The organism is Allobosea sp. (genome assembly GCF_030694325.1).
Classification (GTDB): Bacteria; Pseudomonadota; Alphaproteobacteria; order Rhizobiales; family Beijerinckiaceae; genus Allobosea.
In genome coordinates, this window is record NZ_JAUXYO010000182.1 from 1 (window position 1) to 22,990 (window position 22,990).

Below are 22,990 nucleotides of genomic sequence, written 5' to 3' on the forward strand. Positions count from 1 at the left end.
CGCCGGCCGCCATGGCATGGCCGCCACCCTTGACCGCGAGCCCGGCCTCCACCGCCGCGCGCACGGCGCGGCCGAGATCGACGCCGGCCACCGAGCGGCCCGAGCCGGTGGCGCCGCCCTCCCCGTTGAGGGCGAGCGCGAAGGCGGGCTTGCGGAAGCGCTCCTTCAGCCGCGCCGCGACCAGCCCGACGATGCCGGGATGCCAGTCCGGCGAACTCGCCAGCAGGACGGCCAGAGCGGGATCGCGCATCAGCGCGTGGTCGGCCTGCGAGATCGCCTCGATCACGGCCTGGCGCTCGATCTCCTGGCGCTCCTGGTTCAGGCGGTTGAGCTCGGCGGCTATGCTGCGCGCCTCGATCTCGTCGGCGGTCAGCAGGAGGCGCGCGCCGAGGCTGGCATCGCCGATGCGCCCGCCGGCATTGATGCGCGGGCCGAGCAGGAAGCCGAGATGCCAGGGCTGGACCGGCCTGTCGAGCCCGGCGACGTCCATCAGCGCCGCCAGCCCCGGCCGGACGCGCCCGCGCAGGATGGCGAGGCCCTGGCGGACGAAAGCCCGGTTGAGGCCCTGCAGCGGCACGACGTCGGCGACCGTCGCCAGCGCGACGAGGTCGAGCGCGGCGAGCAGATCGGGCTCGCTGCCGCGCGATACCCAGGCACCGCGGCGGCGCAGTTCGGCACGGGTCGCAACCAGCGCCAGGAAGACGACGCCCGCCGCACAGAGATGGCCGAGCCCCGAGAGATCGTCCTGCCGATTGGGATTGACCAGCGCCTCAACCTCCGGGAGCCGCTCAGGCGCCTGGTGATGGTCGAGCACGACGACGTCGAGGCCGAGCCGCCTCGCCTCCGCCAGCGGTTCATGGCTGGTGGTGCCGCAATCGACCGTGACCAGCAGCGTCGCCCCCTCGGCCGCCAGTTGCCGGATCGCCTCGCTGTTGGGGCCGTAGCCCTCGATCAGCCGGTCGGGGATGTGGATCCGCGGGCGCGCGCCTCCGGCCGTCAGGAAGCCCGCCAGCAGGGCTGCCGAGCAGGCACCGTCGACGTCGTAATCGCCGAAGATCGCGACAGGCTCGCCGCTTTCGACCGCGCGGGCGAGGCGCTCGGCGGCGGGCGCCATATCGGTCAGCGTGCCGGGATCGGGCAGCAGATCGCGCAGCTTCGGCTCGAGGAAGGATTGCGCTTCGCGGGGCTCGACCCCGCGCCCGGCGAGAAGCCGCGCCAGAATGTCGGGAATGCCCTCGACCTGCGCCAGCGCCTCGGCCCGGCCGAGGCCGGCGGCATCGAGCCGGTCGCGCCAGGGCCGGCCCAGCGCGGAGCGGGTGACGCCGAGAAAGGCACGCGGGGGAATGAGACTCATGGGCGCAGGGCGTCGCGCAGGCAGGCGCGTTCGTCAACCGTCGCCAAGGCGGCCGCGGGCTTCCCAAAAGCAGAACGGCCGGGCGAGCCCGGCCGTTCGATCGACGATAGGGTATGGCTTCCGCCTCAATCCAGCTTGAACTTGCCGAAGTCGCGGTGCTCGCCATGGATGCGGCGGACCGTGCCGGTGATCGAGCGATAGACGATCGTCTCCGTCTCGATCACGTCCTTGCCGAACCTCACGCCCTTGAGCATGCCGCCATTGGTGACGCCGGTGGCGCAGACGATGGTGTCGCCCGACGCCATCTCCTCCATGCTGTACTTCTTGTTGGGGTCGGTGACGCCCATGGTGAGGGCACGGGCGCGCTTCTCCTCGGTGTCGAGGATCAGGCGACCCTGCATCTGGCCGCCGACGCAGCGCAGCGCGGCCGCCGCCAGCACGCCTTCCGGCGCGCCACCGATGCCGAGATAGAGGTCGATGCCGGTCTTGTGCGGCTCGGTGCAGTAGATCACGCCGGCGACGTCGCCATCGGTGATCAGGCGGATCGAGCAGCCGGTCTTGCGAACCTCCTCGATCAGCTTGGCATGGCGCGGGCGGTCCATGATCAGCGTCGAGATCTCGCTCGGCTTGACGCCCTTGGCCTTGGCGAGCGCATGGATGTTGTCGGTCGGCGAGGCGTCGAGATCGACGACGCCGCGGGCATAGCCGGGGCCGATGGCGATCTTGTCCATATAGACGTCGGGGGCGTTGAGCAGCTTGCCGGCTTCCGCCATCGCCATCACGGCGATCGAATCGGGCATGTCCTTGGCGCAGAGGGTGGTGCCCTCGAGCGGATCGACGGCGATGTGGACCTTCGGCCCCTGGCGGGTGCCGACCTTCTCGCCGATGAAGAGCATCGGCGCCTCGTCGCGCTCGCCCTCGCCGATGACGATCTCGCCATCGATCGGCAGGCGGTTCAGTTCGCGGCGCATGGCGTCGACCGCCGCCTGGTCCGCCGCCTTCTCATTGCCATGGCCGCGCAGCCGAGCCGCCGAGACCGCCGCGCGCTCGGTGACGCGGACCAGCTCCATCGAGAGATAGCGCTCGATGATCTGGGAGGAGGAAATGCGGAGATCGTCGGACATGAGCGGTTCCCTTTGGTTTTGCGAGCGAAGGCGGGCAGTCACGGCGATGACAACGCCTGAAGCCTACTCCCGTTCGATCCGGATGACTTGCGGCGGTTCGGCGATATGGCCATCGGCGGAGACCTGCTCCAGGGCGGAGCGGATGGCGGCTTCACTCGTGGCGTAGGTGATGAGAACGACCGGAACGGGCGTACCCGAGCGCCCCGCCGGGTCCTGCGCCGCGGCGGCGGCCGAGCGGCGCTGCACGATGCTCTCCAGCGAGATGTCGGCCTGAGCCATGCGGGTGGCGATGCCGGCGGCCGCGCCGGGACGGTCGACCACCGAGAGGCGGACATAATAGCCGCCCTCGTGGCGCTGCATCGGCGTGCGCGCCGCGGTCTCGAGGCGTGCGACCGGCAGGCCGAAGGGCAGGCCCGCCGTGCCGCGCGCGATGTCGGCGATGTCCGCTACGACCGCGGAGGCCGTCGGGTCGCCACCGGCGCCGGGGCCGACGAGAGTGAGTTCGCGCACGGCGTCGGCGTCGACCGTAACGGCGTTGAGGACGCCCATCACCTGCGCGATGGCCGAGGATTTCGGCACCATGGTCGGATGGACGCGCTGCTCGATGCCGGCCTTTGTCCGCTCGGCGACGCCGAGCAGCTTGATCCGGTAGCCGAGCTCGTCGGCCATCTTCAGGTCGAGCGGAGTGATCGAGGAAATGCCTTCGACATGAATCGCTTCGGCGTCGATCTTCGTGCCGAAGGCGAGGCTGGTGAGGATGGCGAGCTTGTGGGCAGTGTCGTAGCCTTCGACATCGAAGATCGGGTCGGCCTCGGCATAGCCCAGGCGCTGCGCGTCCTTCAGGCAGGCCTCGAAGGTCAGGCCCACCATCTCCATGCGCGAGAGGATGGAGTTGCAGGTGCCGTTGAGGATGCCATAGAGCCGCGTCACGCTGTTGCCGGCCAGCGCCTCGCGCAGCGTCTTGACGATGGGAATGCCACCAGCCGAGGAGGCCTCGAAGGCGAGCGCGACGCCCCTCTCCTCCGCCAGCGCGGCGAGCGCGACGCCGTGATGGGCGAGCAGCGCCGTGTTGGCGGTGACGACCGATTTGCCGGCCGAGAGCGCCGCCTCGACGGCGGCCTTGGCCGGTCCGTCCGAGCCACCGACCAGTTCGACGAGGCAGTCGATCTCAGGCGAGCGCGCGAGTTCCACCGGATCGTCGAACCAGGTCAGCCCGCCGAGATCGACGCCGCGATCACGGGTCCTGTCGCGGGCGCTGACGGCGGTGACGCGGATGGCGCGGCCGCAGCGCTCGCTCAGCGCATTCTCCTGCCGGCGCAGGATGCGCAGCACCGAGGCGCCGACGGTTCCGACCCCGGCAAGGCCGATGCGGAGGGGGGTGGCGGCGGGTTTGGCGGAGGCGCTGGTCATGGCGGCGGCGTCGCATGAGGGGCGCGTGCGAGTCAACGGCGAAGCCTCGACTCGCGCTCAGCCAAAGCGACAGACGACCTCGGCCGCCAGCCGCCGTAGCTTGCCCTCGCCGTAGGTCATGTGGACGCGCAACAGATTGGTGCCGAAGGCGGTGATCTTGATGGTGCGCAGCGCCTCGAGCGTGTCGCCGGTCCAGGTCGTCGCGTTCTCGTTGACGGGCGTCCAGAACCAGGGCTTCGGCGGCTCGATCACCGCCTCGGCAAGAATTTTCTCCGCCGCCGCCTGCTCGATTCCGGCCGGGAGATGGCGGGCGACGACCTCGGTCGCGTCACGGCCGCATTCGCGCGCCGTCGTCGCCGCGAGAACGTCGGCGATCAGCGGCGAATTCGTCTGCGGCACGCGCCCGCGCGAAAAATCATAGGTGCTGACGAGGCAGACCAGCGCGAACAGGATGACGCCCGCGGCTAGCAAACGGCCTTTGCTGATCATCGCGCGTGGAAGCCCCATCCCGGACGGGATCGTCCGTGCCGACGGGTTCCCATGTTTCGGGGTCGGGGTCCAGTCTCCCGAGCCCTCATCCTGAGGAGCCGCGGAACGCGGCGTCTCGAAGGATGGTCCAGTTGGTTCGGGAGCCTCCTGGAGCATCCTTCGAGACGCGCTCCTGAGGAGCGGTCCTCAGGATGAGGGATGAACTCGAGGCCAGCCAGGCCCCCTACCCCGCCTTCGGCATCTGGATGACGTTGTGAAGCCGCTCGTCGGCCGTCTTCAGGAAGCGGCCGACATTGCGGGCGGCCTGGCGGATGCGCTGCTCGTTCTCGACGATGGCGATGCGGACATAGTCGTCGCCATGCTCGCCGAAGCCGATGCCCGGCGCGACCGCGACCTCGGCCTTCTCGATCAGCAGCTTCGAGAACTCCAGCGAGCCGAGATGGCGGAACTTCTCGGGGATCGGCACCCAGGCGAACATCGAGGCTGCCGGCGCCGGGAACTCCCAGCCGGCCTTGCCGAAGCTCTCGACCAGCGCGTCGCGGCGCTTGCGATAGATCTCGCGCATCTCGCGGATGCAGTCGTCGGGGCCGTTGAGGGCGGCAGCGGCTGCGACCTGAATCGGCGTATAGGCGCCGTAGTCGAGATAGGACTTCACCCGGGCGAGCGCCGCCAGCAGCCGCTCGTTGCCGACCGCGAAGCCCATGCGCCAGCCGGCCATCGAGAAGGTCTTGGACATCGAGGTGAACTCGACGGTGACGTCCATCGCTCCCGGCACCTGCAGCATCGAGGGCGGCGGGTCGTTCTCGTCGAAATAGACCTCGGCATAGGCGAGGTCCGAGAGCAGGATCAGCTCATGCTTCTTCGCGAAGGCGACGAGGTCCCGGTAGAAATCCAGCGAGGCGGTGTAGGCGGTCGGGTTGGCCGGATAACAGGTGACGAGCGCGATCGGCTTGGGCACCGAATGGATCATCGCCCGCTCCAGCGCCGGGAAGAAGGCCGGCGTCGGCTCGGCCGGTACGGAGCGGATGACGCCGCCCGCCATGAGGAAGCCGAAGGCGTGGATCGGGTAGCTCGGATTGGGCACCAGCACGACGTCGCCCGGGCCCGTGATGGCCTGCGCCATGTTGGCGAAGCCCTCCTTGGAGCCCAGCGTCGCCACGACCTGGGTGTCGGGGTTCAGCTTCACGCCGAAGCGGCGATCGTAATAATGCGCCTGGGCCCGACGCAGCCCGCCGATGCCCTTGGAGGCCGAATAGCGGTCGGTGCGCGGCTTGCCGGCGGTCTCGAGCAGCTTCTCGATGACATGCTTGGGCGCCGGCAGATCGGGATTGCCCATGCCGAGATCGACGATGTCGACGCCCTTGGCGCGCTCGGCCGCCTTGATCTTGTTAACCTGTTCGAAAACATAGGGCGGCAGGCGCTTGATGCGGTGAAAATCGGCCATTCGAACAGTTCCTTCGCCGGGCTGGCCGGCGTCCTTGTCTCCAGGAGCGCGTGCGGCAACACTCCAAAGGTGCCGCGGCCTTCCCCTGCAATTCAGATCGTTGCGCGCAGCGCGCTTCCGGCCGCATCTTTGGTCACGGGCAGACAAAAAACGCAAGATTCAATCGCAACCGAACCCGCGCCGGGCGTAGCGAGGCCTCGATCGGCGGGCTTCAGTTGGTGGGCAGCACCGCCGGCTTGGGGGCGGGCGTGGAGCCCAGCGTTTTCGCCATGGTGCCGGCAGCCTCGTTTGCGGTGCGCTTGGCTTCGAGTTCGGCCTCAATCTTCTTGAACTCGGCTCGAGGCTTGCACTCCTCGTTCGGCCTGCGGCCATCGGGCCTGTAGGAAAAATGCGCAGCCTGCCCGGCGGGAACGAAGGGCGGCGGGGCCGGCGCATCGCCCTGGCAGAGAGGGTTCACCGGCAAGGTCGTGCCGATCGGAATGTAGCTCACATCGGCCGGGCGGGTTTCGCGCACGAAGGGCTTGGGCTCGGCCGCGGTGGTTGCCATCCCGGCTGCTTCCGCGACGCTCTTGCCGGCCTCGCCCGCGCAGCCCGCCGCGGCGACCGCCAGGCCCGCCACGATCAGGAGCGGCAGGAGCGGCGTGGACTGGAGTCGGGCTTGCGGCATGGGTCGATCCGGCAGGTTACGGAATTCTTATTGTAGTCGATATCCGCTACGTCCTTAATAGGACCAAAATGGGGAGCAGACAGCATCCCCTGAGAAGACGTGCGACGGGGAGAGCGCGATGGACCGGCGAGCCGGTGAGAAGTCCGGGGCCGCGACAGGCCCGGCCGAGATGCCGGCGCCCGATCTCGACGCCTTCGCGCAGAACATGAGCCGCCTCGTCGAGGAATACGGCAAGGTCACAGCCGCCTATCTCAAGCCGATCGAGCGCGGCGAGGCCAAAGGCGGCCAGGCCGACGAAGCCAGCGAGATGGTCAAGACGCTGGGCCGCGTCGCCGAGAAATGGGTCTCCGACCCGCGCAAGATCATCGAGGCGCAGGCCTCGCTGACGGGCGATTTCCTGACCTTGTGGAGCACGATGCTCAAGCGGGCGGGTGGCGAGGCGGCAGCGCCCGTCATCGAGCCGGACAAGCGCGATGGGCGCTTCGCCGACCCCGACTGGTCGGCCCATCCGATGTTCGACTTCGTCAAGCAGGCCTATCTGATCGGCACGCGCTGGGCCGAATCGATGGTCGACCGCGCCGAGGATCTCGACCCCCACACCCGCGAGAAGGCGCGCTTCTATGTGAAGCAGATCGCCAGTGCGCTCTCGCCCTCCAATTTCGTCGCGACCAACCCGGAGCTGCTGCGCGAGACGCTGCAGCAAAACGGCGAGAATCTCGTGCGTGGCATGAAGATGCTGGCGGAGGACATCGAGGCCGGCCGGGGCGAACTCAAGATCCGGCAATCCGATCCCGGCGCCTTCAAGATCGGCGTCAACATCGCCTCGACGCCGGGCAAGGTCGTCTGGCGCAACGACATCATGGAGCTGATCCAGTACGCGCCCGCGACCGAGACGGCGCTGAAGCGCCCTCTCCTGATCGTGCCGCCCTGGATCAACAAGTTCTACATTCTCGATCTCAACGCCGAGAAGAGCTTCATCCGCTGGGCGGTCGCCCAGGGTCTGACCGTGTTCTGCATCTCCTGGGTCAATCCCGACGAACGCCACGCGTCCAAGGATTTCGAGAGCTACATGCGCGAGGGCGTCTTCGCGGCGCTGGACGCGATCGAGCAGGCGACGGGCGAGAAGAAGGTCAGCGCCATCGGCTACTGCGTCGGCGGCACGCTGCTGGGCGTCACGCTCGCCTATATGGCGGCGGGCGGCGACAAGCGCATCGAGAGCGCGACCTTCTTCACCACCCAGGTCGATTTCTCGCAGGCCGGCGAATTGTCCGTCTTCGTCGACGAGGAGCAGATCCGGGCGGTCGAGGAGCAGATGACCAAGAGCGGCTATCTCGACGGCGCGCGCATGGCGGGCGCCTTCAACATGCTGCGGCCCAACGACCTGATCTGGTCCTATGCGGTCAACAACTACCTGAAGGGCAAGGCGCCGACGCCCTTCGACCTGCTCTACTGGAACTCCGATTCGACGCGGATGCCGGCGGCGAACCACTCCTTCTACCTGCGCAACTGCTATCTCGAGAACAAGCTCTCCAAGGGCGAGATGGTGATCGGCGGCAAGCGGCTCGATCTCGGGGCGGTGAAAATCCCGATCTACAATCTCGCCACCCGCGAGGACCATATCGCCCCGGCCCGCTCGGTCTTCACCGGCTCGCAATGCTTCGGCGGGCCGGTCGACTACATCGTCGCGGGTTCGGGGCACATCGCCGGGGTGGTCAACCCGCCCGGCAAGGTGAAGTACCAGTACTGGACCGGCGGCCCGCCGCGCGGAACCTATGAGGACTGGATCGGGGCGGCGCAGGAGCATCCGGGCTCCTGGTGGCCGCACTGGTTCTCCTGGGTCGAGGCGCAGGCGCCCAAGCGGGTGAAGGCGCGGGTGCCGGGCTCAGGCAAGCTGCCGGCGCTGGCCGATGCGCCGGGGACCTATGTGCTGAAGAAGGCCTGAGCGGGCCGGCGCGAACGCGGGATCCGCCGATGGCTGATGCTCGAGCGTGCTGCGTTTCTCGCAACCACCGCCGTCATCCCGGGCTTGCCCCGGGATCCATCGGAGGGCTCCGGAGCCTTACGATGGATTCCGGAGCGGCGCGGTTTCGCCGCTTGTCCGGAACGACGGTCTGTTTCCGAATGAAATCAGCATGCTGCAACAAAAAAGCCGGCCCGCGAGGGCCGGCTTTCGCGTCGGGCGCCGTGCGCCCGATCAGTTCTTGCGCACCACCGGGCGGACCGGGATCGCTTCCGTCGGGTTGTCCCAGCGATAGGTCAGGCCGGCCGAGACGATGTGGATATAGGGCTTGGCCTCGGCGGTGAAGAAGACCGGGCCCTGCTGCGGATGGGTGCCGCCATAGTTCACCTTGGCCTTGTTCACATGGATATAGGTGTAGCCGAGGTCGAGCTTGAGCTTTTCGGTGACCTGGTAGCTGGCGCCCGCCGAGAGCCAGAGGCGGTCATTGTCCGAGATGAAGACGGTGCGGTTGGTGTCGTTCACCGGCGACAGCTCATAGGCGATACCGGCGCGCAGCGTCAGGTCGCGGTTGTACTTGTATTCGAGCGCGCCGCTGAAATACCAGCTGTCGTCATAGACGAAGTTCAGGCTCGAGATCGGCAGGCCGCTGATCTGGCTGACGATGGGGATGCGGCGGAAGCGGCTCCAGTTGGTCCATTCGACGCCGAGATGAGCCTGCCACTGGTCGTTGATGACCTGCGACACGCCGAAGACGACCGAGTCGGGCAGGTTGAGATTGGCCTTGATCGGGCCGACGCCGGCGACCGTCGAGATCGTGCCCTCGAGCGTCTGGTGGATCGAGGAGCGGTAGGCGATACCGATCGTCGTGCCATCGCGCGGGGTCAGCGTCGCACCGACACGGAAGCCGAAGTCGATCGTGTCACCCTTCAGGATCTGGTTAGGCGCCAGCGGACCGATCGCGCCCGCCAGCGTCGCGCCGGTGGCGTTCTTCAGGTTCGCCTTGAGGTACTGGACCTGGAAGGCCGCGCCGACGGAGAGCCAGTCATTGACCTTGTAGCCGATCGTCGGCGAGACGTTGATCGTGCGCAGCGTGGCCGAGCGACCGTAGACCTGGCCGGCATAAACCTGGTTGTCGGCCTTGGAGCGCAGGCCGAAGGGGGCGCCGGTGGTCAGGCCGACCCAGAACCGGTCGGTCAGCTGCCAGGCCGAGTACGAGGCCGGAATGAAGGCACCGTCGCCGCCGATGTTGCCGGAGCCGTTCTGGATCGGGCTCAGCGGGCCGACCGGGGAACCGAGCCGCGTCGCCGAGGTCGGGTCATAGGAGGCGTTGGCGTTGAGATAGGTGACGTTCCACTGGCTGTTGCGGCCCGGGAACATGGTGATCGTCGCGGGGTTCCAGGCCATGGAGCCCATGCCGATGCCGCCCGAGGCCGCGCCGGCATAGGCCATGCCGAGGCCTTCGGCACTCTGCCCGCTGCGAATCGCGAAGGAGCCGGCCTGGGCGGCGCCGGCGGCGAGAAGCGCCGCCATCGAAACCGTGGCCACGGCGACTGTGCGAACGATGCCCTTCATGGAATCCATCCCGTCTGACTGTTTCTTCGGGGCGCAAGGCCCCGCTCGAATCCGAGCATGCCGTGAGCCGGTTCCCGCCGCAATCCCGCCGCGAAGGCGCCGTTTTCCCGCCCGCTCCGCGCTTTGACGCTTGGGAACCCGCCAAAATCGGGAGAATTCGGCGATAATTCATGTTGCCGGCTCCGCGCCGCGTCCAAAGATATCGTTTATATAAGAACTATCGCCGGTTTTTCGATTTCTGGTTCGTATCGGAGCAGCCCAGCCCAACAGACAGGCAATCCGCTTTGACAGTGGGCGTGGCATTCCCGCAACAACCGGCCCGGCCGCTGGCCGCAGCCACGCCATGCGCGCGAATGGACTTGTCTTTCGGCCCGGCGTCTTGTCAGGATCGCGCCCCAATTAGATCGTTTGAAACGGGGGAAACGACGTGAAACTGCTACGCTTCGGAGCCGCGGGCGCCGAAAAGCCCGGCCTTCTCGACGCCAAGGGCGTCCTGCGCGACCTCTCGGGCATCATCCCCGATCTGGCCGGCAAGGCCCTGACCGCCAGCTCGCTGGCGAAAATTGGGGCGCTCGATCCCGAATCGCGGCCCAAGGTCGATGGCGCGCCGCGCATCGGCGCCTGCGTCGGCGACGTCCGCAACTTCATCGCGGTCGGCCTCAACTTCGCCGACCATGCGGCCGAGACCGGCACCGAGATCCCGAAGGAGCCGATCCTCTTCAACAAGGCGCCGAACTGCATCGTCGGCCCCAATGACGACGTGATCATTCCCAAGGGCTCGAAGAAGACGGACTGGGAGGTCGAGCTCGCCATCGTCATCGGCGACGGCGGCTCCTACATCCCCGAGGACAAGGCCATGGCCGCGATCGCGGGCTTTGCCGTCTGCAACGACGTCTCGGAGCGCGAGTTCCAGATCGAGCGCGGCGGCCAGTGGGCCAAGGGCAAGGGCTGCCCGACCTTTGGCCCGCTCGGCCCCTGGCTGGTGACGACGGACGAGGTCAAGGACGTCCAGAACCTCGCGATGTGGCTCGAGGTCGATGGCGAGCGCGTCCAGAACGGCTCGAGCAAGACGATGATCTTCGGCTGCGCCTATCTCGTCCACTATATCAGCCAGTTCATGCGGCTGGATCCGGGCGACGTCATCACCACCGGCACGCCGCCGGGCGTCGGGCTTGGCTTCAAGCCGCCGCGCTTCCTGAAGGGCGGCGAGATCGTGAAGCTCGGCATCGAGGGCCTCGGCGAGCAGCAGCAGCACTTCAAGGCCTATCAGGGCTGACTCTTTTCTTCTCCCACCCATCTCAGGCTTGCCAGAGATGGGAATTCAAAGTGTCAAAGTCGGCAACAGCCGACTTCGGTGGGGAGAAGGTGTCTGCGCAGCAGACGGATGAGGGAAGGGTCGCGCAAGCGGCCCTTTCTTGTTTGTGGATGGAGGTTCCGCCTTCATCCGTCACGGCTTCGCCGTGCCACCTTCTCCCCCGAGGGGAGAAGGTGGCGGCTTACTTCTCCGGCAGGCCGAGCATCAGCCGGATGTTCTGCACGGCGGCACCCGAGGCGCCCTTCCCGAGATTGTCGAGCCGCGCGACCAGCACGGCCTGGCGCAGATCGTCATCGCCGAAGACGCGCAGTTCCAGCTTGTTGGTGTCGTTGAGCGCCTGCGGCTCGAGCTTGCCGCCGGCCTGCGCGGCGGGGACGACCGAGACATAGGTCGAGCCGGCATAGTGCTCAGCCAGCGCATCGGCGAGATCGGCCGCCTTGGGCTTGCCCGGCAGCGTGTCGAGATGCAGCGGCACCGAGACCAGCATGCCCTGCCGGAAATTTCCGACGGACGGAATGAAGATCGGCCGCCGCGTCAGCCGCGCATAACGCTGCAGCTCGGGCAGGTGCTTGTGCTTGAGGCCCAGCCCATAGAGCTCGAAGGCCGGCGCCGTGCCGGCCTCATAGGCCTCGATCATGCTCTTTCCACCGCCCGAATAACCCGACACGGCATTGATCGTGACGGGATGGTCCTGCGGGATGAAGCCGGCATCGACCAGCGGCCGCAGCAGCGCGATGCCCCCCGTCGGATAGCAGCCCGGATTCGAGACGCGGGTGGCCTTGGCGATGGTGGCGGCGTGGCCGTGCTCGAGCTCGGCGAAGCCGTAGACCCAGTCCGGCGCGACGCGATAGGCGGTCGAGGCGTCGACGATCTTGGGCGACTTCGCTCCCAGCGCGTCGGCGAGCGCGACCGATTCCTTGGCGGCGTCGTCGGGCAGGCAGAGCACGACGAGATCGACCTGCGCCATCATCTCCTGGCGGGCGGCCGGGTCCTTGCGCTTGTCGGGGTCGATGCTGCGGACGACGACGCCCGGCATCGCGGCCAGACGGTCGCGGATGCCGAGCCCGGTCGTGCCGGCTTCGCCGTCGATGAAGATGGATTTCGGGTTCTGGCTCATCGGACCCTCGCAAGGCGTCTGGGGGATCGGCTCAAGAAGCTTGGCCGGCTTCGGGCATAAAAAAACCGCGCTCGGGGCGCGGTCGCGGACAATCGGGCTGCAAGCCGAGCGTCATCGCGGTCGCGCAAGGGCGGCCGTGGCGGTGCGACGTCGGGACAGGTTCATGGTCATGGGCGGGATATGAGGGAGGGAGGGGGCGCTGTCAATTGCATCGTCATTCTCGGGCAGCGCAAAGAGACGACCGGTGTCATGGTCGGCCTTGTGCCGACCATCCACGTCTTCCCGTATCGAGGGTTGGGTTCAAGACGTGGATGCTCGGCACAAGGCCGAGCATGACGGAAAGGCGTTCCTGAACGATGCGAGTCGCTTGGCGCCGACAGCCGACAAATCGATTCAACGCGTTGTCTTCAGCGCCAGCGCCTGGATGTGGTGCTGCACCAGGGTCGAGCCGGCGATCGCGGTGATGTCCGCATGGTCGTAAGGCGGCGAGACCTCGACGAGGTCCATGCCGCGGATGTCGAGGTCGCGCAGGCCCCAGACCAGGCGCAGCGCCTGGTCGGCCGACAGCCCGCCCGAGACCGGCGTGCCCGTGCCCGGCGCGAAGGCAGGATCGAGCGCGTCGATGTCGAAGGTGAGATAGGCCGGCCCCTCCCCGACCCGCTCGCGGATCCGCGCCAGCGTCCCTGCCACACCGAGTTCATGAACAGTGTAGGCGTCGAGGATCGCGATGCCGCCATCGCGCGGCGCGACGGTGCGGATGCCGATCTGGATCGAGCGTTCGACGTCTATCAGGCCCTCGAGCACCGCCTCCAGCACGAAGGAGCCGTGGCCGATGGCGCCGACGCCGTCATCCCAGGTGTCCTGATGCGCGTCGAACTGGATCAGCGCGAGCCGGCCATGGCGGGCGACATGGGCGCGCAGCAGCGGCAGCGTGACGAAATGGTCGCCACCCAGCGTCACCAGATGCGCGCCGGAGGCGAGGATATTCGCGGCTTCCGTCTCGATGGCCCGCGCGCAGCCCGGCAGATCGCCGCGCGGCAGCATGCAGTCGCCATAATCGAGCGCCGCGAGATGCGCGAAGGGATCGAGACCGGAGGGATATTGCGGGTCGCCGTCGAAGATCGCGCTGGCGCGGCGGATCGCCTGCGGGCCGAAGCGGGCGCCGGGCCGGTTGGTCACGGCCAGATCGAAGGGCACGCCCCAGATCACGAGATCGCAGCCGGCGACGTCCTTGCCATAGCGCCGGCGCATGAAGGAGAGCGCCCCGGCATAGGTCGGGTCGGCCGCGCCGCCACGGCGCTCGCCGGTGAAGGCGTGGTCGATCGCGCCCGGACCGGCCTGCTCGGTCATCGCGACGCTCCCCTGCTCACGGGCGGCGCCCCACCAGCCAGACATAGAGGCACCAGGGCAGGATGAGCGCCAGCCCCGAGAGCACCAGCCGCAGCGTCGTCCAGGCGACCGGATTCTGCAGCGCCCGCCCGTCCAGCTCCGGCACGCCATGGATCAGGCCGAGCGCGACGGCCGGCGCCAGAAAGATCACCAGTGCATTGGCGATGCGCCGCCCGCGCGGCAGGTCTCGCCGCGCCAGCGCGAGCAGCGCGGGTACGGCGACCATGCCGAAGGCGATGAGGATCAGGAGGACGCGCATGGGGGCTGTGGGTCGAGCGTTTCGTAACAGCGGAGCTTCTGCTCGATGTAGGGCATGCCGGATCGTGCCGGAAGCCCCGCCGTCATTCCGGGGCAGGCCGAAGGCATGAGCCCGGAACCCATGAACACGGTCGGACCAGACTGTTGCTCGCAGCCGGGAGCACTCCTGTCGGAGATCGGTGTTCATGGGTTCCGGGCTCGCCGCTCTGCGGCGCCCCGGAAAGACGGTCGCCCTACCGCCCGCCACCCACGCGCAAGATCGAGCCGACGACATAGGACGCAGCCTCCGACAGGGCGAAGAGCACGACCTCCGCGATCTCCTCGGGCTGGGCGGCGCGCTTGATCGGAATCGTCGGCGCGATGCGGGCGACGCGGCCGGGCTCGCCCGAGGACAAAGCATGGATCTCGGTCTCGGTCATGCCCGGAGCCACCGCATTGACCCGGATGCCGGCGGGCGCCAGTTCCTTCGCCATGCCGAGCGTGAGGGAATCGATCGCGCCCTTGGAGGCCGCGTACCAGACGAATTCGTCGGGCGAGCCGAGGCCAGCCGCGATCGAGGAGATGTTGACGATCGCCCTGCCCTTCGCGTCCGGGTTGGCGAGCAGTGCACGCGTCGCCTCGCGCGCGACCAGGATCGCGCCGGTGACGTTGACGTCGATGCAGGTGCGGATGGTCTGCGGGTCGGCCTCGGCGAGCTTGCTGCCAGGGCCGGTGATGCCGGCATTGTTGACGACATGGGTGAGCGGGCCGAGCGCCGCTTTGGCTTCTGTGAAGACGCGCGCGATGTCCTCCTGCCGGGCCATGTCGCCCTGCAGCGCGACCGCTTTCGCGCCTTCCGCCTCGCAGGCCGCCACCACCTTGGCCGCTGCCTCCGCCGCGCTCTGATAGTTCACCGCGACGTCATAGCCGCGCTGCGCGGCCATCCCGCAGATGGCGGCGCCGATGCCCCGGCTGCCGCCGGTGACGAGGAGGACGGGGCGGGACATGGGTGGCTCCTTGGATGGTCGCGTTTCAGACCCGAGCCCTCATCCTGAGGAGCGGGCCCGTGGCCCGCGTCTCGAAGGATGCTCCAGATGCTTCCGGAGCCTCCTGGGACATCCTTCGAGACGACCGCTTCGTGGTCTCCTCAGGATGAGGGCTGAGGAAGCAGTCAATACGAAAAGGGCGGCTCTTGCGAGCCGCCCTTTCCACATATCGGACAGTCTGGAAACGATCAGCGCTTCGAGAACTGGAAGCTGCGGCGGGCCTTGGCCTTGCCGAACTTCTTGCGCTCGACGACGCGCGAGTCGCGGGTCAGGAAGCCTTCCTTCTTGAGCGGGCCGCGAAGCTCGGGCTCGTAGAAGGTCAGGGCCTTGGAGATGCCGTGGCGCACCGCGCCGGCCTGGCCGGAAAGACCGCCGCCCTTGACCGTGACGACGACGTCGTACTGGGTCAGGCGATCGACGAGCTGCAGCGGCTGCTGGAGGACCATGCGCAGTACGGGGCGCGCGAAGTAGACCTCCTGGTCACGGGTGTTGACCGTGATCTTGCCGGTGCCGGGCTTGATCCAGACGCGGGCGATGGCGTTCTTGCGCTTGCCGGTGGCATAGGCGCGGCCCTGGGCGTCGACCTTCTTGACATGGACCGGAGCGGACTCGGCCTGCGTGGCCTTGACCCCACCGAGATCGGCGAGAGACTGGAGAACTTCAGCCATGATCAGACCCTCGCATTCTTGCTGTTGAGCGCGGCGACGTCGAGCGTCTCCGGCGACTGGGCCGCATGGGGGTGCTCGGCGCCCTTGTAGACGCGCAGGTTGCCGAGGATCTGGCGGAAGAGCGGGCCGCGGGGCAGCATACGCTCGACGGCCTTCTCGACGATGCGCTCAGGGAAGCGCCCCTCGAGGATGAACTTGGCCGAACGCTCCTTGATGCCACCGGCATAGCCGGTGTGGTGGTAGTACACCTTCTGGTCGCGCTTGCGGCCGGTCAGGACCACCTTGTCGGCATTGATGACGATGATGTTGTCGCCGCAGTCGACATGGGGGGTGTACGCCGCCTTGTGCTTGCCGCGCAGACGCATCGCCACCACGGAGGCGAGACGGCCGACGACGAGCCCGGAGGCGTCGATCACAACCCACTTCTTTTCGACATCGGCGGGCTTGAGCGAGATGGTCTTCATCGCGGGCACCCTTCGGAGCGTTGAAAAAAGGAGAAGCCGCCGGAAACCGGCGGCGGTGTGAGCGGGGGATAGGGGCAGGCCGCGCCGGTGTCAAGCGCTGTCTGACGCTCGCGAACCCGAAAAGCGCATTGTTTTCAAAGAAATGCCGAAAACGGTATCATGATACCGCTTCCGTTCTCGTCATGCTCAGGCTTGCCCCGAGCATCTCCTGAAAGAAGTTCTCGGGTCTTCGCGGAGTTTATCCTTGGGCCGATCGAAGATCGGACCCGAGGGCGACGCCCGAGAATGACGACCCGTCCGCCTCAGCGCTCCGCGGGAATCGAATAGGTCCCCGTCGCATGGGCGACCATTTCGCTCTCGCCCTGCGAGTAGAGCGAGACCTCGCCGACCGCCAGCCGCTTGCCGAGCTTGAGCAGCCTCGCTTCCCCGATCAGCGCCACGGGGCCCGGCTTGCGCAGGAAGTTGAAGGACAGGCTCGTGGTCACCGCGAGCGCGACCGGTCCGATCTGGCCGAGGATCGCGGCATAGAGCGCGAGATCGGCCAGCGCCATCATGGTCGGGCCGGAGATCGTGCCGCCCGGCCGCAGGTGCTTCTCGTGATAGTCGCAGCGCATGCGGGCGCTCATCGGCCCGACCTCCTCGACGAAATAGGTCCGCCCGCCAATGTGAAGCTGCGGGAAGACCTCGTCGAGAAAGGCCTCGAGCTGCGCGGCGTTCATGCGGGGCGTGGTGTCGCGCAGGGTCATCTCGGGCGGTCCGGCACAGGCTGCGGTGAGGAGATGCCCCTTGCAGCATGGGGGAGCGCGGCGGACAATACGGCAAAACGCACAAGCAAACGCTCACGGACACGCCGAGGTCACCGTCATGAACGCCCATGCCCGCCCGGAGACGGCGCCCGCGCTGCGGCGCGCCGACAGCGAGGGCATCGCCGTCCTCACGCTCGACCGTCCGCAATCGCGCAATCCGCTGAGCGAGGCGATGCTGGCCGCGCTGGCCGAGAGCTTCACCAGCATCGCCGCCGACCGGAGCGTCAAGGCGGTCGTGCTGGCGGCCGAAGGCCCGGTCTTCTGCGCCGGTCACGACCTCAAGGAGATGAGCGCCCACCGGGCCGATCCCGATCGCGGCCGGGCCTACTTCACCGACATCCTCGGGCGCTGCTCGGGCGTGATGCAGCAGATCACCGCCCTGCCCCAGCCGGTGATCGCGGCCGTCGAGGGCACGGCGACCGCGGCCGGCTGCCAGTTGGTCGCAAGCTGCGACCTCGCGGTCGCGGGGGAAGCCGCCCGCTTCTGCACGCCCGGCGTCCATATCGGCCTGTTCTGCTCGACGCCGATGGTGGCGCTGACGCGCAACCTCTCCGCCAAGCACGCCATGGAGATGCTGCTGCTGGGCGAGATGGTGCCTGCCGACGAGGCCGCCCGGATGGGGCTGGTCAACCGCGTCGTGGCAGCCGGCAGCGCGCTGGCGGAGACGAAGAGGCTGGCGGCCGTGATCGCCTCGAAATCCACCGCGACGATCCGGATCGGTAAGCGGGCCTTCTACGAGCAGCGCGAGATGGGGCTGGCGGCGGCCTATGACCACGCCTCGGCGGTGATGGTCGAGAACATGCTCGCGCGCGACGCCGAGGAAGGCATCGGGGCCTTCGTCGAGAAGCGCGCCCCGGTGTGGGAGGGGTAGGCGCAGCGGAAGCGCGGGTCATCCCGGGCGACCGCAGGGAGACCCGGGATCCATTCCGGAACCTAACCCACTAGCGCTCCGGAATGGATCCCGGATCTCCGCTGCGCTGCGTCCGGGATGACCGCGCGCATCCTGCAGCCTATATCGATTGCCCTGAACCTCTCCAGCAGAGCTCAAACTCCATGCCCCACGACGTCTATCCCGACGCCCAGATCCGTCAGATCCTCAAGGACACCAAGCGCATCGCGCTGGTCGGCGCCTCGGCCAGCGAGGCGCGCCCCTCCTGGATCGTGACGAAATACCTGCTCGACCGCGGCTATGACGTCATCCCGGTCAATCCCGGCCTGGCCGGCCAGACCCTGCTGGGCAAGACCGTCTACGCGTCGCTGAAGGATGTACCGGGCCCGATCGACATGGTCGAGATCTTCCGCAATTCCGAGGCCGCCGGACCGCTCACCGACGAGGCACTGACGCTCGATCCGCTGCCGAAGGTGATCTGGATGCAGCTCTCGGTGCGCAACGACGAGGCGGCGGCGCGGGCCGAGGCGAAGGGCGTGACCGTCATCATGAACCGCTGCCCCAAGATCGAATACGGCCGGCTCTCGGGCGAGATCGGCTGGCAGGGCATCAATTCCCGCATCCTGTCGTCGAAGAAGCCGGTGCTCGCCGGCAAGGGCTTCCAGAAGCTGACCATCCACCGCCCGGGGACCTGACGCCGGCGTCATGGTCGGGCTTGACCCGACCATCTCGGAAAGCAGCCATCTGGTCATGAGATTCTCGGGTCAAGCCCGAGAATGACGTGCAGGGGAGGATCGAGCATGCGCGAAATCACCACCACTTGCTGCATCGCCGGGGGCGGCCCCGCCGGGATGATGCTCGGCTTCCTGCTCGCGCGCGCCGGCGTCGATGTGATCGTGCTGGAGAAGCACGCCGACTTCCTGCGCGATTTTCGCGGCGACACGATCCATCCGTCGACGCTGCAGCTGATGCACGAGCTCGGGCTCCTCGAGGACTTCCTGAAGCTGCCGCACTCCGCCGTCTCGACCATCGCCATGCGGTTCGGGAACGAGACGATCCAGTTCGCCGACTTTTCGCACCTGCCCGTGGCTGCTCCTTTCGTCGCGATGATGCCGCAATGGGATTTCCTCGACTTCCTGGCCGATCGCGGACATGAACAGCCGCGGTTCAGCTTGATGATGAGTGCGAAGGCCGAAGGACTGATCGAACAGGCCGGCAAGGTCACCGGCCTGACCGGCCACGATGGCACTGGCCCGTTCTCGATCCGGGCGGACCTCGTCGTGGCCGCCGATGGACGCCGCTCCGACATCCGCGCCGCCTCGGGGCTGAAGAGCATCGATATCGGCGCGCCGATGGACGTGCTCTGGTTCAGGCTGCCGAAGGAGGCGGGCGACTCCGGCCAGACCGGCGGCCAGGTCGCGAACGGGCGGCTTCTGGTGACGCTGGATCGCGGCGATTACTGGCAGAGTGCCTTCGTCATTCCGAAGGGCAAGTTCGAGGCGCTGCGCGCGGCCGGGCTGCCAGCATTTCGCGCGGGTATCGTCAGGATGGCGCCCTGGCTCGCCGACCGCATGCAGGCGATCCAGGACTGGCAGGAGATCAAGCTCCTGACGGTCGCCGTCGACCGGCTCGAAACATGGTGGCGGCCCGGCCTGCTCTGCATCGGCGATGCCGCGCATGCGATGTCGCCGATCGGCGGAGTGGGCGTCAATCTCGCCGTTCAGGATGCCGTCGCGGCGGCCAACCGCCTCGCCGCGCCCCTGCGCGAGAGGCGCCTGGACGACAGCGACCTCGCGGCCGTGCAGGAGCGCCGTGAATTCCCGACCAGGGCGACGCAGCGCATCCAGGTGATCGCGCAGAACAACATCATTTCGCCGCTGCTCGCCCGTTCCGAGAGCGATGCGCCGCTCGGCCCGCCCTTGCTGGTACGACTGTTCGACTGGCTGCCCCTGCTGCGACGCCTGCCGGCGCGGCTCGTCGGAATGGGCGTCACGCCCGAGCATATCGGTCCCGACCTCGCACCGCGCGTGAATTGACGCTGCCAGGGCCGTTCGATAAAACGAACGCAATGTCTCGCATTCAGAAGATCGCAGGGAGTTGACGGTGACCGACCGCGCACCCGGTTTCCATACGCTCGCCATCCATGCCGGCGCCGCGCCCGACGCGGCCACCGGCGCGCGCGCCACGCCGATCTACCAGACGACCTCCTTCGTCTTCGACGATGTCGACCATGCCGCCTCGCTGTTTGGGCTGCAGGCCTTCGGCAACATCTACACCCGCATCGGCAACCCGACGAACGCGGTGCTGGAGGAGCGCGTCGCGGCTCTGGAGGGCGGCACGGCGGCGCTCGCAGTCGCCTCGGGCCATGCGGCCGAATTCCTCTGCTTCCATGCGCTGATGCAGCCGGGCGACGAGTTCGTCGCCGCCCGCAAGCTCTATGGCGGTTCGATCAACCAGTTCAATCACTCATACAAGAACTTCGGCTGGAACGTGATCTGGGCCGATTCCGACGATCTGGAGGCCTTCGCGGCCGCCGTCACGCCGAAGACCAAGGCGATCTTCATCGAATCCATCGCCAATCCCGGCGGTGTGATCGTCGACATCGCCGGCATCTCCAAGATCGCGAAGCAGCACAACATCCCGCTGATCGTCGACAACACCATGGCGACGCCCTATCTGATCCGCCCCTTCGAGCACGGCGCCGACATCGTCGTGCATTCGCTGACCAAGTTCCTCGGCGGCCACGGCAATTCGATCGGCGGCATCATCGTCGATGGCGGCTCGTTCAACTGGGTCGGCGACGAGCGCTACCCGATGCTCTCCAAGCCGCGCCCGGAGTACAACGGCATGGTGCTGGGCGAGACCTTCGGCAATTTCGCCTTCGCCATCGCCACCCGCGTGCTCGGCCTGCGCGACATGGGCCCGGCGCTTTCGCCCTTCAACGCCTTCATGATCCTGACCGGCATCGAGACGCTGCCGCTGCGCATGCAGCGCCATTGCGAGAGCGCGCTGGCTGTCGCGACCCATCTCTCGAAGCATCCGGCGGTGGAGTGGGTCAGCTATCCCGGCCTGGCCGGCGACAAGTACCACGAGCTGGCGAAGCGCTATTCGCCGAAGGGCGCCGGCGCGGTCTTCACCTTCGGGCTGAAGGGCGGCTACGACGCCGGCGTCAAGCTCGTCACCGAGCTGAAGCTGTTCTCGCATCTGGCCAATATCGGCGACACGCGCTCGCTGGTGATCCACCCGGCCTCGACCACGCATCGCCAGCTCAGCGACGAACAGAAGACCGCGTCGGGCGCCGGCCCGCAGGTGATCCGCCTGTCGATCGGGCTGGAGGATGTGCAGGACCTGATCGACGATCTCGATCAGGCGCTGGTCTAACCTGTCATTCCGGGGCACGCCGCAGGCGTGAACCCGGAACCCACGACCGGGTGAACCTTCAGAGGGCTAAAGTCGGAAATGGCTGCGACCCAGTCATGGGTTCCGGGTCCGCTGCTCCGCAGCGTCCCGGAATGACAGGGCGCGCAGCGCCATCGCCGAGGCTCACCCCCGCGCCGCGGCTTCCGTGCGCGTCACATGGACGACGCCCATCGCCAGCACGAGGAAGCCGAGCGCCTGATGGGCGAGACCGGCCCAGAGCGGCACGACCAGCAGCAGCGTGACGATGCCGAGCACGGCCTGGCTCAGCGTCAGCCCGAGGATCGCCGTGGCGCGCTTGGCCCCGCCCGAGCCCGGCGCGGCCTTGCGCAGCGAAATCATGTGCCAGAGCGCCAGCGCCAGCAGCAGATAGGCGCAGAGGCGGTGGTTGAACTGCACGAGCGCGGCGTTGTCGACGAAGTTCTCCCAGAAGGCGGGCCGCACGAACAGCGTCTCGGCGCCAGGCACCAGCGCGCCGTCCATCAGCGGCCAGGTGTTGTAGGTGAAGCCGGCGCGCGAGCCGGCGACGAGGCCGCCGAGCGCGATCTGCCCGAAGAGCAGCGCCAGCAGCAGCCACGCCATCGCGCGCCCCCGCGCCGGCTCGATGCGCCGCAGCGGCGTCTTCCAGGTGGCGAAGGCGATCACCGAGGCAAAGAACAGCGCAGCGAAGGTCAGGTGCAGCGTCAGCTTCACCGGCGCGACCGCGACCATGCCGGGCTGCAGCCCCGAGGCGACCATGATCCAGCCGATCGTGCCCTGCAGGCCGAGCAGCAGCCCCATGCAAAACAGCACCAGAGTCTGGCGCCAGGGCAGCAGCCGCAGGCCTGCGACGACCAGGAAACCGCCGAGATAGACCAGCCCGATGAAGCGGCCGAGCTGGCGGTGGCCCCACTCCCACCAGTAGATGAACTGGAACTCGCCAAGGCTCATGCCCTGGTTCAGCAGCTGGTATTGCGGGCTGGCGCGGTACTTCGCGAATTCGCTCGCCCAGGTCTCGGCCGAGAGCGGCGGCAGGGCGCCGGTGATCGGCTTCCACTCGGTGATGGAGAGGCCGGAGCCGGTGAGCCGCGTCGCGCCGCCGACGACGACCATCACGAAGACGAGCGCCGCCACGGCCCAGAGCCAGCGGCGGATGCCGGCATGCGCCCCGCCCTGCAGGATGATCGAGGGGTGTCTGTCGAGGGCGATCGTCACGGGAGCGGGGCCTTCGGTCGCATCGGATTGGCTTCACAAGCGCAGAAGCAGGTGACAGATAGTCGGCGCGCCCGGGGCCGACAACGCCCGCATTGCCGCAGGCCGGCGCCCGCGCCGAGAGTCAGGACGAGACCGCCCGATGAGACAGACCCACCGCAAGCTGATCGGCACCGTCCTCATCCTCGTCTTCGTCTGCGTCTATGCGCTGGTCGCGATGGCGCTGGCGCAGGGGCGCATCACCACGGCGCCGAAGTTCGTTCAGACCATCGCCTATATCGCGCTCGGGTTGGCCTGGGTGCTGCCACTGCTGCCGCTGATCAAGTGGATGGAGCGCAAGGACCGGGCCTGAACCTCCCACCAAACCTGTCTACCTGGTCAGATAAAAATACAGAATTAACGTGTACGGGATCGCTATAGATATCGCTCCG

At 67.7% G+C, this 22,990-nt stretch carries 22 protein-coding genes; 7 read left to right on the forward strand and 15 right to left on the reverse strand.

Annotated features, from left to right (window positions below; all coding sequences use genetic code 11):
* The 6 genes from recJ to Q8M82_RS11420 all read right to left on the reverse strand — a co-directional run.
* Nucleotides 1–1,354, reverse strand: a 1,354-nt coding sequence (gene recJ / locus Q8M82_RS11395) for a single-stranded-DNA-specific exonuclease RecJ (RefSeq protein WP_305691472.1), incomplete at its 3' end; no start/stop codon positions are given.
* 125 nt (nt 1,355–1,479) lie between these two features.
* On the reverse strand, nt 1,480–2,478 hold the full coding sequence (gene glpX, locus Q8M82_RS11400) for a class II fructose-bisphosphatase (RefSeq protein WP_305691473.1): 999 nt from the start codon (nt 2,476–2,478) through the stop codon (nt 1,480–1,482).
* 63 nt (nt 2,479–2,541) lie between these two features.
* On the reverse strand, nt 2,542–3,888 hold the full coding sequence (locus Q8M82_RS11405) for a homoserine dehydrogenase (RefSeq protein WP_305691474.1): 1,347 nt from the start codon (nt 3,886–3,888) through the stop codon (nt 2,542–2,544).
* A gap of 57 nt (nt 3,889–3,945) precedes the next feature.
* Entirely contained in the window at nt 3,946–4,377 is a 432-nt protein-coding gene (locus Q8M82_RS11410; protein WP_305691475.1) for a hypothetical protein, read from the reverse strand.
* Nucleotides 4,378–4,600: 223 nt separating this feature from the next.
* Nucleotides 4,601–5,821: an LL-diaminopimelate aminotransferase gene (locus Q8M82_RS11415; protein ID WP_305691476.1), complete on the reverse strand. Its 1,221-nt coding sequence runs from the start codon at nt 5,819–5,821 to the stop codon at nt 4,601–4,603.
* 211 nt (nt 5,822–6,032) lie between these two features.
* Nucleotides 6,033–6,488 carry a hypothetical protein gene (locus Q8M82_RS11420; RefSeq protein WP_305691477.1) on the reverse strand — a complete coding sequence of 152 codons (456 nt, stop codon included), beginning with the start codon at nt 6,486–6,488 and terminating at the stop codon, nt 6,033–6,035.
* A 118-nt stretch (nt 6,489–6,606) separates the two neighbouring features.
* Here Q8M82_RS11420 and phaC point away from each other — a divergent pair, with 118 nt between their 5' ends.
* Nucleotides 6,607–8,430 (forward strand): class I poly(R)-hydroxyalkanoic acid synthase, encoded by a 1,824-nt coding sequence (gene phaC, locus Q8M82_RS11425; protein WP_371126325.1) that lies wholly within the window; start codon nt 6,607–6,609, stop codon nt 8,428–8,430.
* A 252-nt stretch (nt 8,431–8,682) separates the two neighbouring features.
* On the opposite strand, the gene Q8M82_RS11430 is transcribed toward phaC, so the two are convergent.
* Nucleotides 8,683–10,020 (reverse strand): OmpP1/FadL family transporter, encoded by a 1,338-nt coding sequence (locus Q8M82_RS11430; RefSeq protein ID WP_305691478.1) that lies wholly within the window; start codon nt 10,018–10,020, stop codon nt 8,683–8,685.
* A gap of 427 nt (nt 10,021–10,447) precedes the next feature.
* Here Q8M82_RS11430 and Q8M82_RS11435 point away from each other — a divergent pair, with 427 nt between their 5' ends.
* The gene (locus tag Q8M82_RS11435) at nt 10,448–11,296 is read left to right on the forward strand and encodes a fumarylacetoacetate hydrolase family protein (RefSeq protein ID WP_305691479.1); all 849 of its coding nucleotides are present in this window, start codon (nt 10,448–10,450) and stop codon (nt 11,294–11,296) included.
* A 220-nt stretch (nt 11,297–11,516) separates the two neighbouring features.
* On the opposite strand, the gene argC is transcribed toward Q8M82_RS11435, so the two are convergent.
* The 7 genes from argC to Q8M82_RS11470 form a co-directional block, all read right to left on the reverse strand.
* Nucleotides 11,517–12,452, reverse strand: a complete 936-nt coding sequence (gene argC, locus Q8M82_RS11440; protein ID WP_305691480.1) for an N-acetyl-gamma-glutamyl-phosphate reductase — start codon at nt 12,450–12,452, stop codon at nt 11,517–11,519.
* Between the two features lie 393 nt (nt 12,453–12,845).
* The gene (gene speB, locus Q8M82_RS11445) at nt 12,846–13,802 is read right to left on the reverse strand and encodes an agmatinase (protein WP_305691481.1); all 957 of its coding nucleotides are present in this window, start codon (nt 13,800–13,802) and stop codon (nt 12,846–12,848) included.
* 16 nt (nt 13,803–13,818) lie between these two features.
* A complete protein-coding gene (locus Q8M82_RS11450; RefSeq protein ID WP_305691482.1) occupies nt 13,819–14,100 on the reverse strand; it encodes a hypothetical protein in 282 nt (93 codons plus the stop codon).
* Nucleotides 14,101–14,332: 232 nt separating this feature from the next.
* Entirely contained in the window at nt 14,333–15,085 is a 753-nt protein-coding gene (locus Q8M82_RS11455; RefSeq protein WP_305691483.1) for an SDR family oxidoreductase, read from the reverse strand.
* A 227-nt stretch (nt 15,086–15,312) separates the two neighbouring features.
* On the reverse strand, nt 15,313–15,792 hold the full coding sequence (gene rpsI, locus Q8M82_RS11460; protein WP_192641856.1) for a 30S ribosomal protein S9: 480 nt from the start codon (nt 15,790–15,792) through the stop codon (nt 15,313–15,315).
* A 2-nt stretch (nt 15,793–15,794) separates the two neighbouring features.
* Complete coding sequence (gene rplM / locus Q8M82_RS11465; protein WP_066734687.1) at nt 15,795–16,256, reverse strand: 50S ribosomal protein L13; 462 nt, start codon at nt 16,254–16,256, stop codon at nt 15,795–15,797.
* A gap of 302 nt (nt 16,257–16,558) precedes the next feature.
* Complete coding sequence (locus Q8M82_RS11470) at nt 16,559–17,002, reverse strand: PaaI family thioesterase (RefSeq protein WP_305691484.1); 444 nt, start codon at nt 17,000–17,002, stop codon at nt 16,559–16,561.
* Between the two features lie 118 nt (nt 17,003–17,120).
* Here Q8M82_RS11470 and Q8M82_RS11475 point away from each other — a divergent pair, with 118 nt between their 5' ends.
* From Q8M82_RS11475 to Q8M82_RS11490, 4 genes are all read left to right on the forward strand, one after another.
* Nucleotides 17,121–17,933, forward strand: coding sequence for an enoyl-CoA hydratase (locus Q8M82_RS11475; protein ID WP_305691485.1), 813 nt, complete (start codon nt 17,121–17,123; stop codon nt 17,931–17,933).
* A gap of 182 nt (nt 17,934–18,115) precedes the next feature.
* Nucleotides 18,116–18,646, forward strand: coding sequence for a CoA-binding protein (locus Q8M82_RS11480; RefSeq protein ID WP_305691486.1), 531 nt, complete (start codon nt 18,116–18,118; stop codon nt 18,644–18,646).
* A gap of 105 nt (nt 18,647–18,751) precedes the next feature.
* On the forward strand, nt 18,752–19,987 hold the full coding sequence (locus tag Q8M82_RS11485) for an FAD-dependent oxidoreductase (protein ID WP_305691487.1): 1,236 nt from the start codon (nt 18,752–18,754) through the stop codon (nt 19,985–19,987).
* Nucleotides 19,988–20,054: 67 nt separating this feature from the next.
* Complete coding sequence (locus Q8M82_RS11490) at nt 20,055–21,332, forward strand: O-acetylhomoserine aminocarboxypropyltransferase (RefSeq protein ID WP_305691488.1); 1,278 nt, start codon at nt 20,055–20,057, stop codon at nt 21,330–21,332.
* 162 nt (nt 21,333–21,494) lie between these two features.
* Here the strand turns inward: Q8M82_RS11490 and Q8M82_RS11495 are convergent, their stop codons facing one another.
* Nucleotides 21,495–22,562 (reverse strand): COX15/CtaA family protein, encoded by a 1,068-nt coding sequence (locus Q8M82_RS11495; protein WP_305691489.1) that lies wholly within the window; start codon nt 22,560–22,562, stop codon nt 21,495–21,497.
* A 139-nt stretch (nt 22,563–22,701) separates the two neighbouring features.
* Between Q8M82_RS11495 and Q8M82_RS11500 the strand changes: the two genes are divergently transcribed.
* Complete coding sequence (locus Q8M82_RS11500; RefSeq protein WP_305691490.1) at nt 22,702–22,911, forward strand: DUF2842 domain-containing protein; 210 nt, start codon at nt 22,702–22,704, stop codon at nt 22,909–22,911.
* Nucleotides 22,912–22,990 lie beyond the last annotated feature (79 nt).

What these genes read in the sequence shown, in the direction of transcription:
- Q8M82_RS11480 (WP_305691486.1), top strand. Translation starts at nt 18,116, where the DNA reads ATGCCCCACGACGTCTATCCCGACGCCCAGATCCGTCAGATCCTCAAG.
- Q8M82_RS11485 (WP_305691487.1), top strand. Translation starts at nt 18,752, where the DNA reads ATGCGCGAAATCACCACCACTTGCTGCATCGCCGGGGGCGGCCCCGCC.
- Q8M82_RS11430 (WP_305691478.1), bottom strand. Translation starts at nt 10,020, where the DNA reads ATGAAGGGCATCGTTCGCACAGTCGCCGTGGCCACGGTTTCGATGGCG.
- glpX (WP_305691473.1), bottom strand. Translation starts at nt 2,478, where the DNA reads ATGTCCGACGATCTCCGCATTTCCTCCTCCCAGATCATCGAGCGCTAT.
- speB (WP_305691481.1), bottom strand. Translation starts at nt 13,802, where the DNA reads ATGACCGAGCAGGCCGGTCCGGGCGCGATCGACCACGCCTTCACCGGC.
- argC (WP_305691480.1), bottom strand. Translation starts at nt 12,452, where the DNA reads ATGAGCCAGAACCCGAAATCCATCTTCATCGACGGCGAAGCCGGCACG.
- Q8M82_RS11410 (WP_305691475.1), bottom strand. Translation starts at nt 4,377, where the DNA reads ATGATCAGCAAAGGCCGTTTGCTAGCCGCGGGCGTCATCCTGTTCGCG.
- Q8M82_RS11500 (WP_305691490.1), top strand. Translation starts at nt 22,702, where the DNA reads ATGAGACAGACCCACCGCAAGCTGATCGGCACCGTCCTCATCCTCGTC.
- phaC (WP_371126325.1), top strand. Translation starts at nt 6,607, where the DNA reads ATGGACCGGCGAGCCGGTGAGAAGTCCGGGGCCGCGACAGGCCCGGCC.
- Q8M82_RS11450 (WP_305691482.1), bottom strand. Translation starts at nt 14,100, where the DNA reads ATGCGCGTCCTCCTGATCCTCATCGCCTTCGGCATGGTCGCCGTACCC.
- Q8M82_RS11415 (WP_305691476.1), bottom strand. Translation starts at nt 5,821, where the DNA reads ATGGCCGATTTTCACCGCATCAAGCGCCTGCCGCCCTATGTTTTCGAA.
- rpsI (WP_192641856.1), bottom strand. Translation starts at nt 15,792, where the DNA reads ATGGCTGAAGTTCTCCAGTCTCTCGCCGATCTCGGTGGGGTCAAGGCC.
- rplM (WP_066734687.1), bottom strand. Translation starts at nt 16,256, where the DNA reads ATGAAGACCATCTCGCTCAAGCCCGCCGATGTCGAAAAGAAGTGGGTT.
- Q8M82_RS11455 (WP_305691483.1), bottom strand. Translation starts at nt 15,085, where the DNA reads ATGTCCCGCCCCGTCCTCCTCGTCACCGGCGGCAGCCGGGGCATCGGC.
- Q8M82_RS11420 (WP_305691477.1), bottom strand. Translation starts at nt 6,488, where the DNA reads ATGCCGCAAGCCCGACTCCAGTCCACGCCGCTCCTGCCGCTCCTGATC.
- Q8M82_RS11475 (WP_305691485.1), top strand. Translation starts at nt 17,121, where the DNA reads ATGAACGCCCATGCCCGCCCGGAGACGGCGCCCGCGCTGCGGCGCGCC.
- Q8M82_RS11470 (WP_305691484.1), bottom strand. Translation starts at nt 17,002, where the DNA reads ATGACCCTGCGCGACACCACGCCCCGCATGAACGCCGCGCAGCTCGAG.
- Q8M82_RS11405 (WP_305691474.1), bottom strand. Translation starts at nt 3,888, where the DNA reads ATGACCAGCGCCTCCGCCAAACCCGCCGCCACCCCCCTCCGCATCGGC.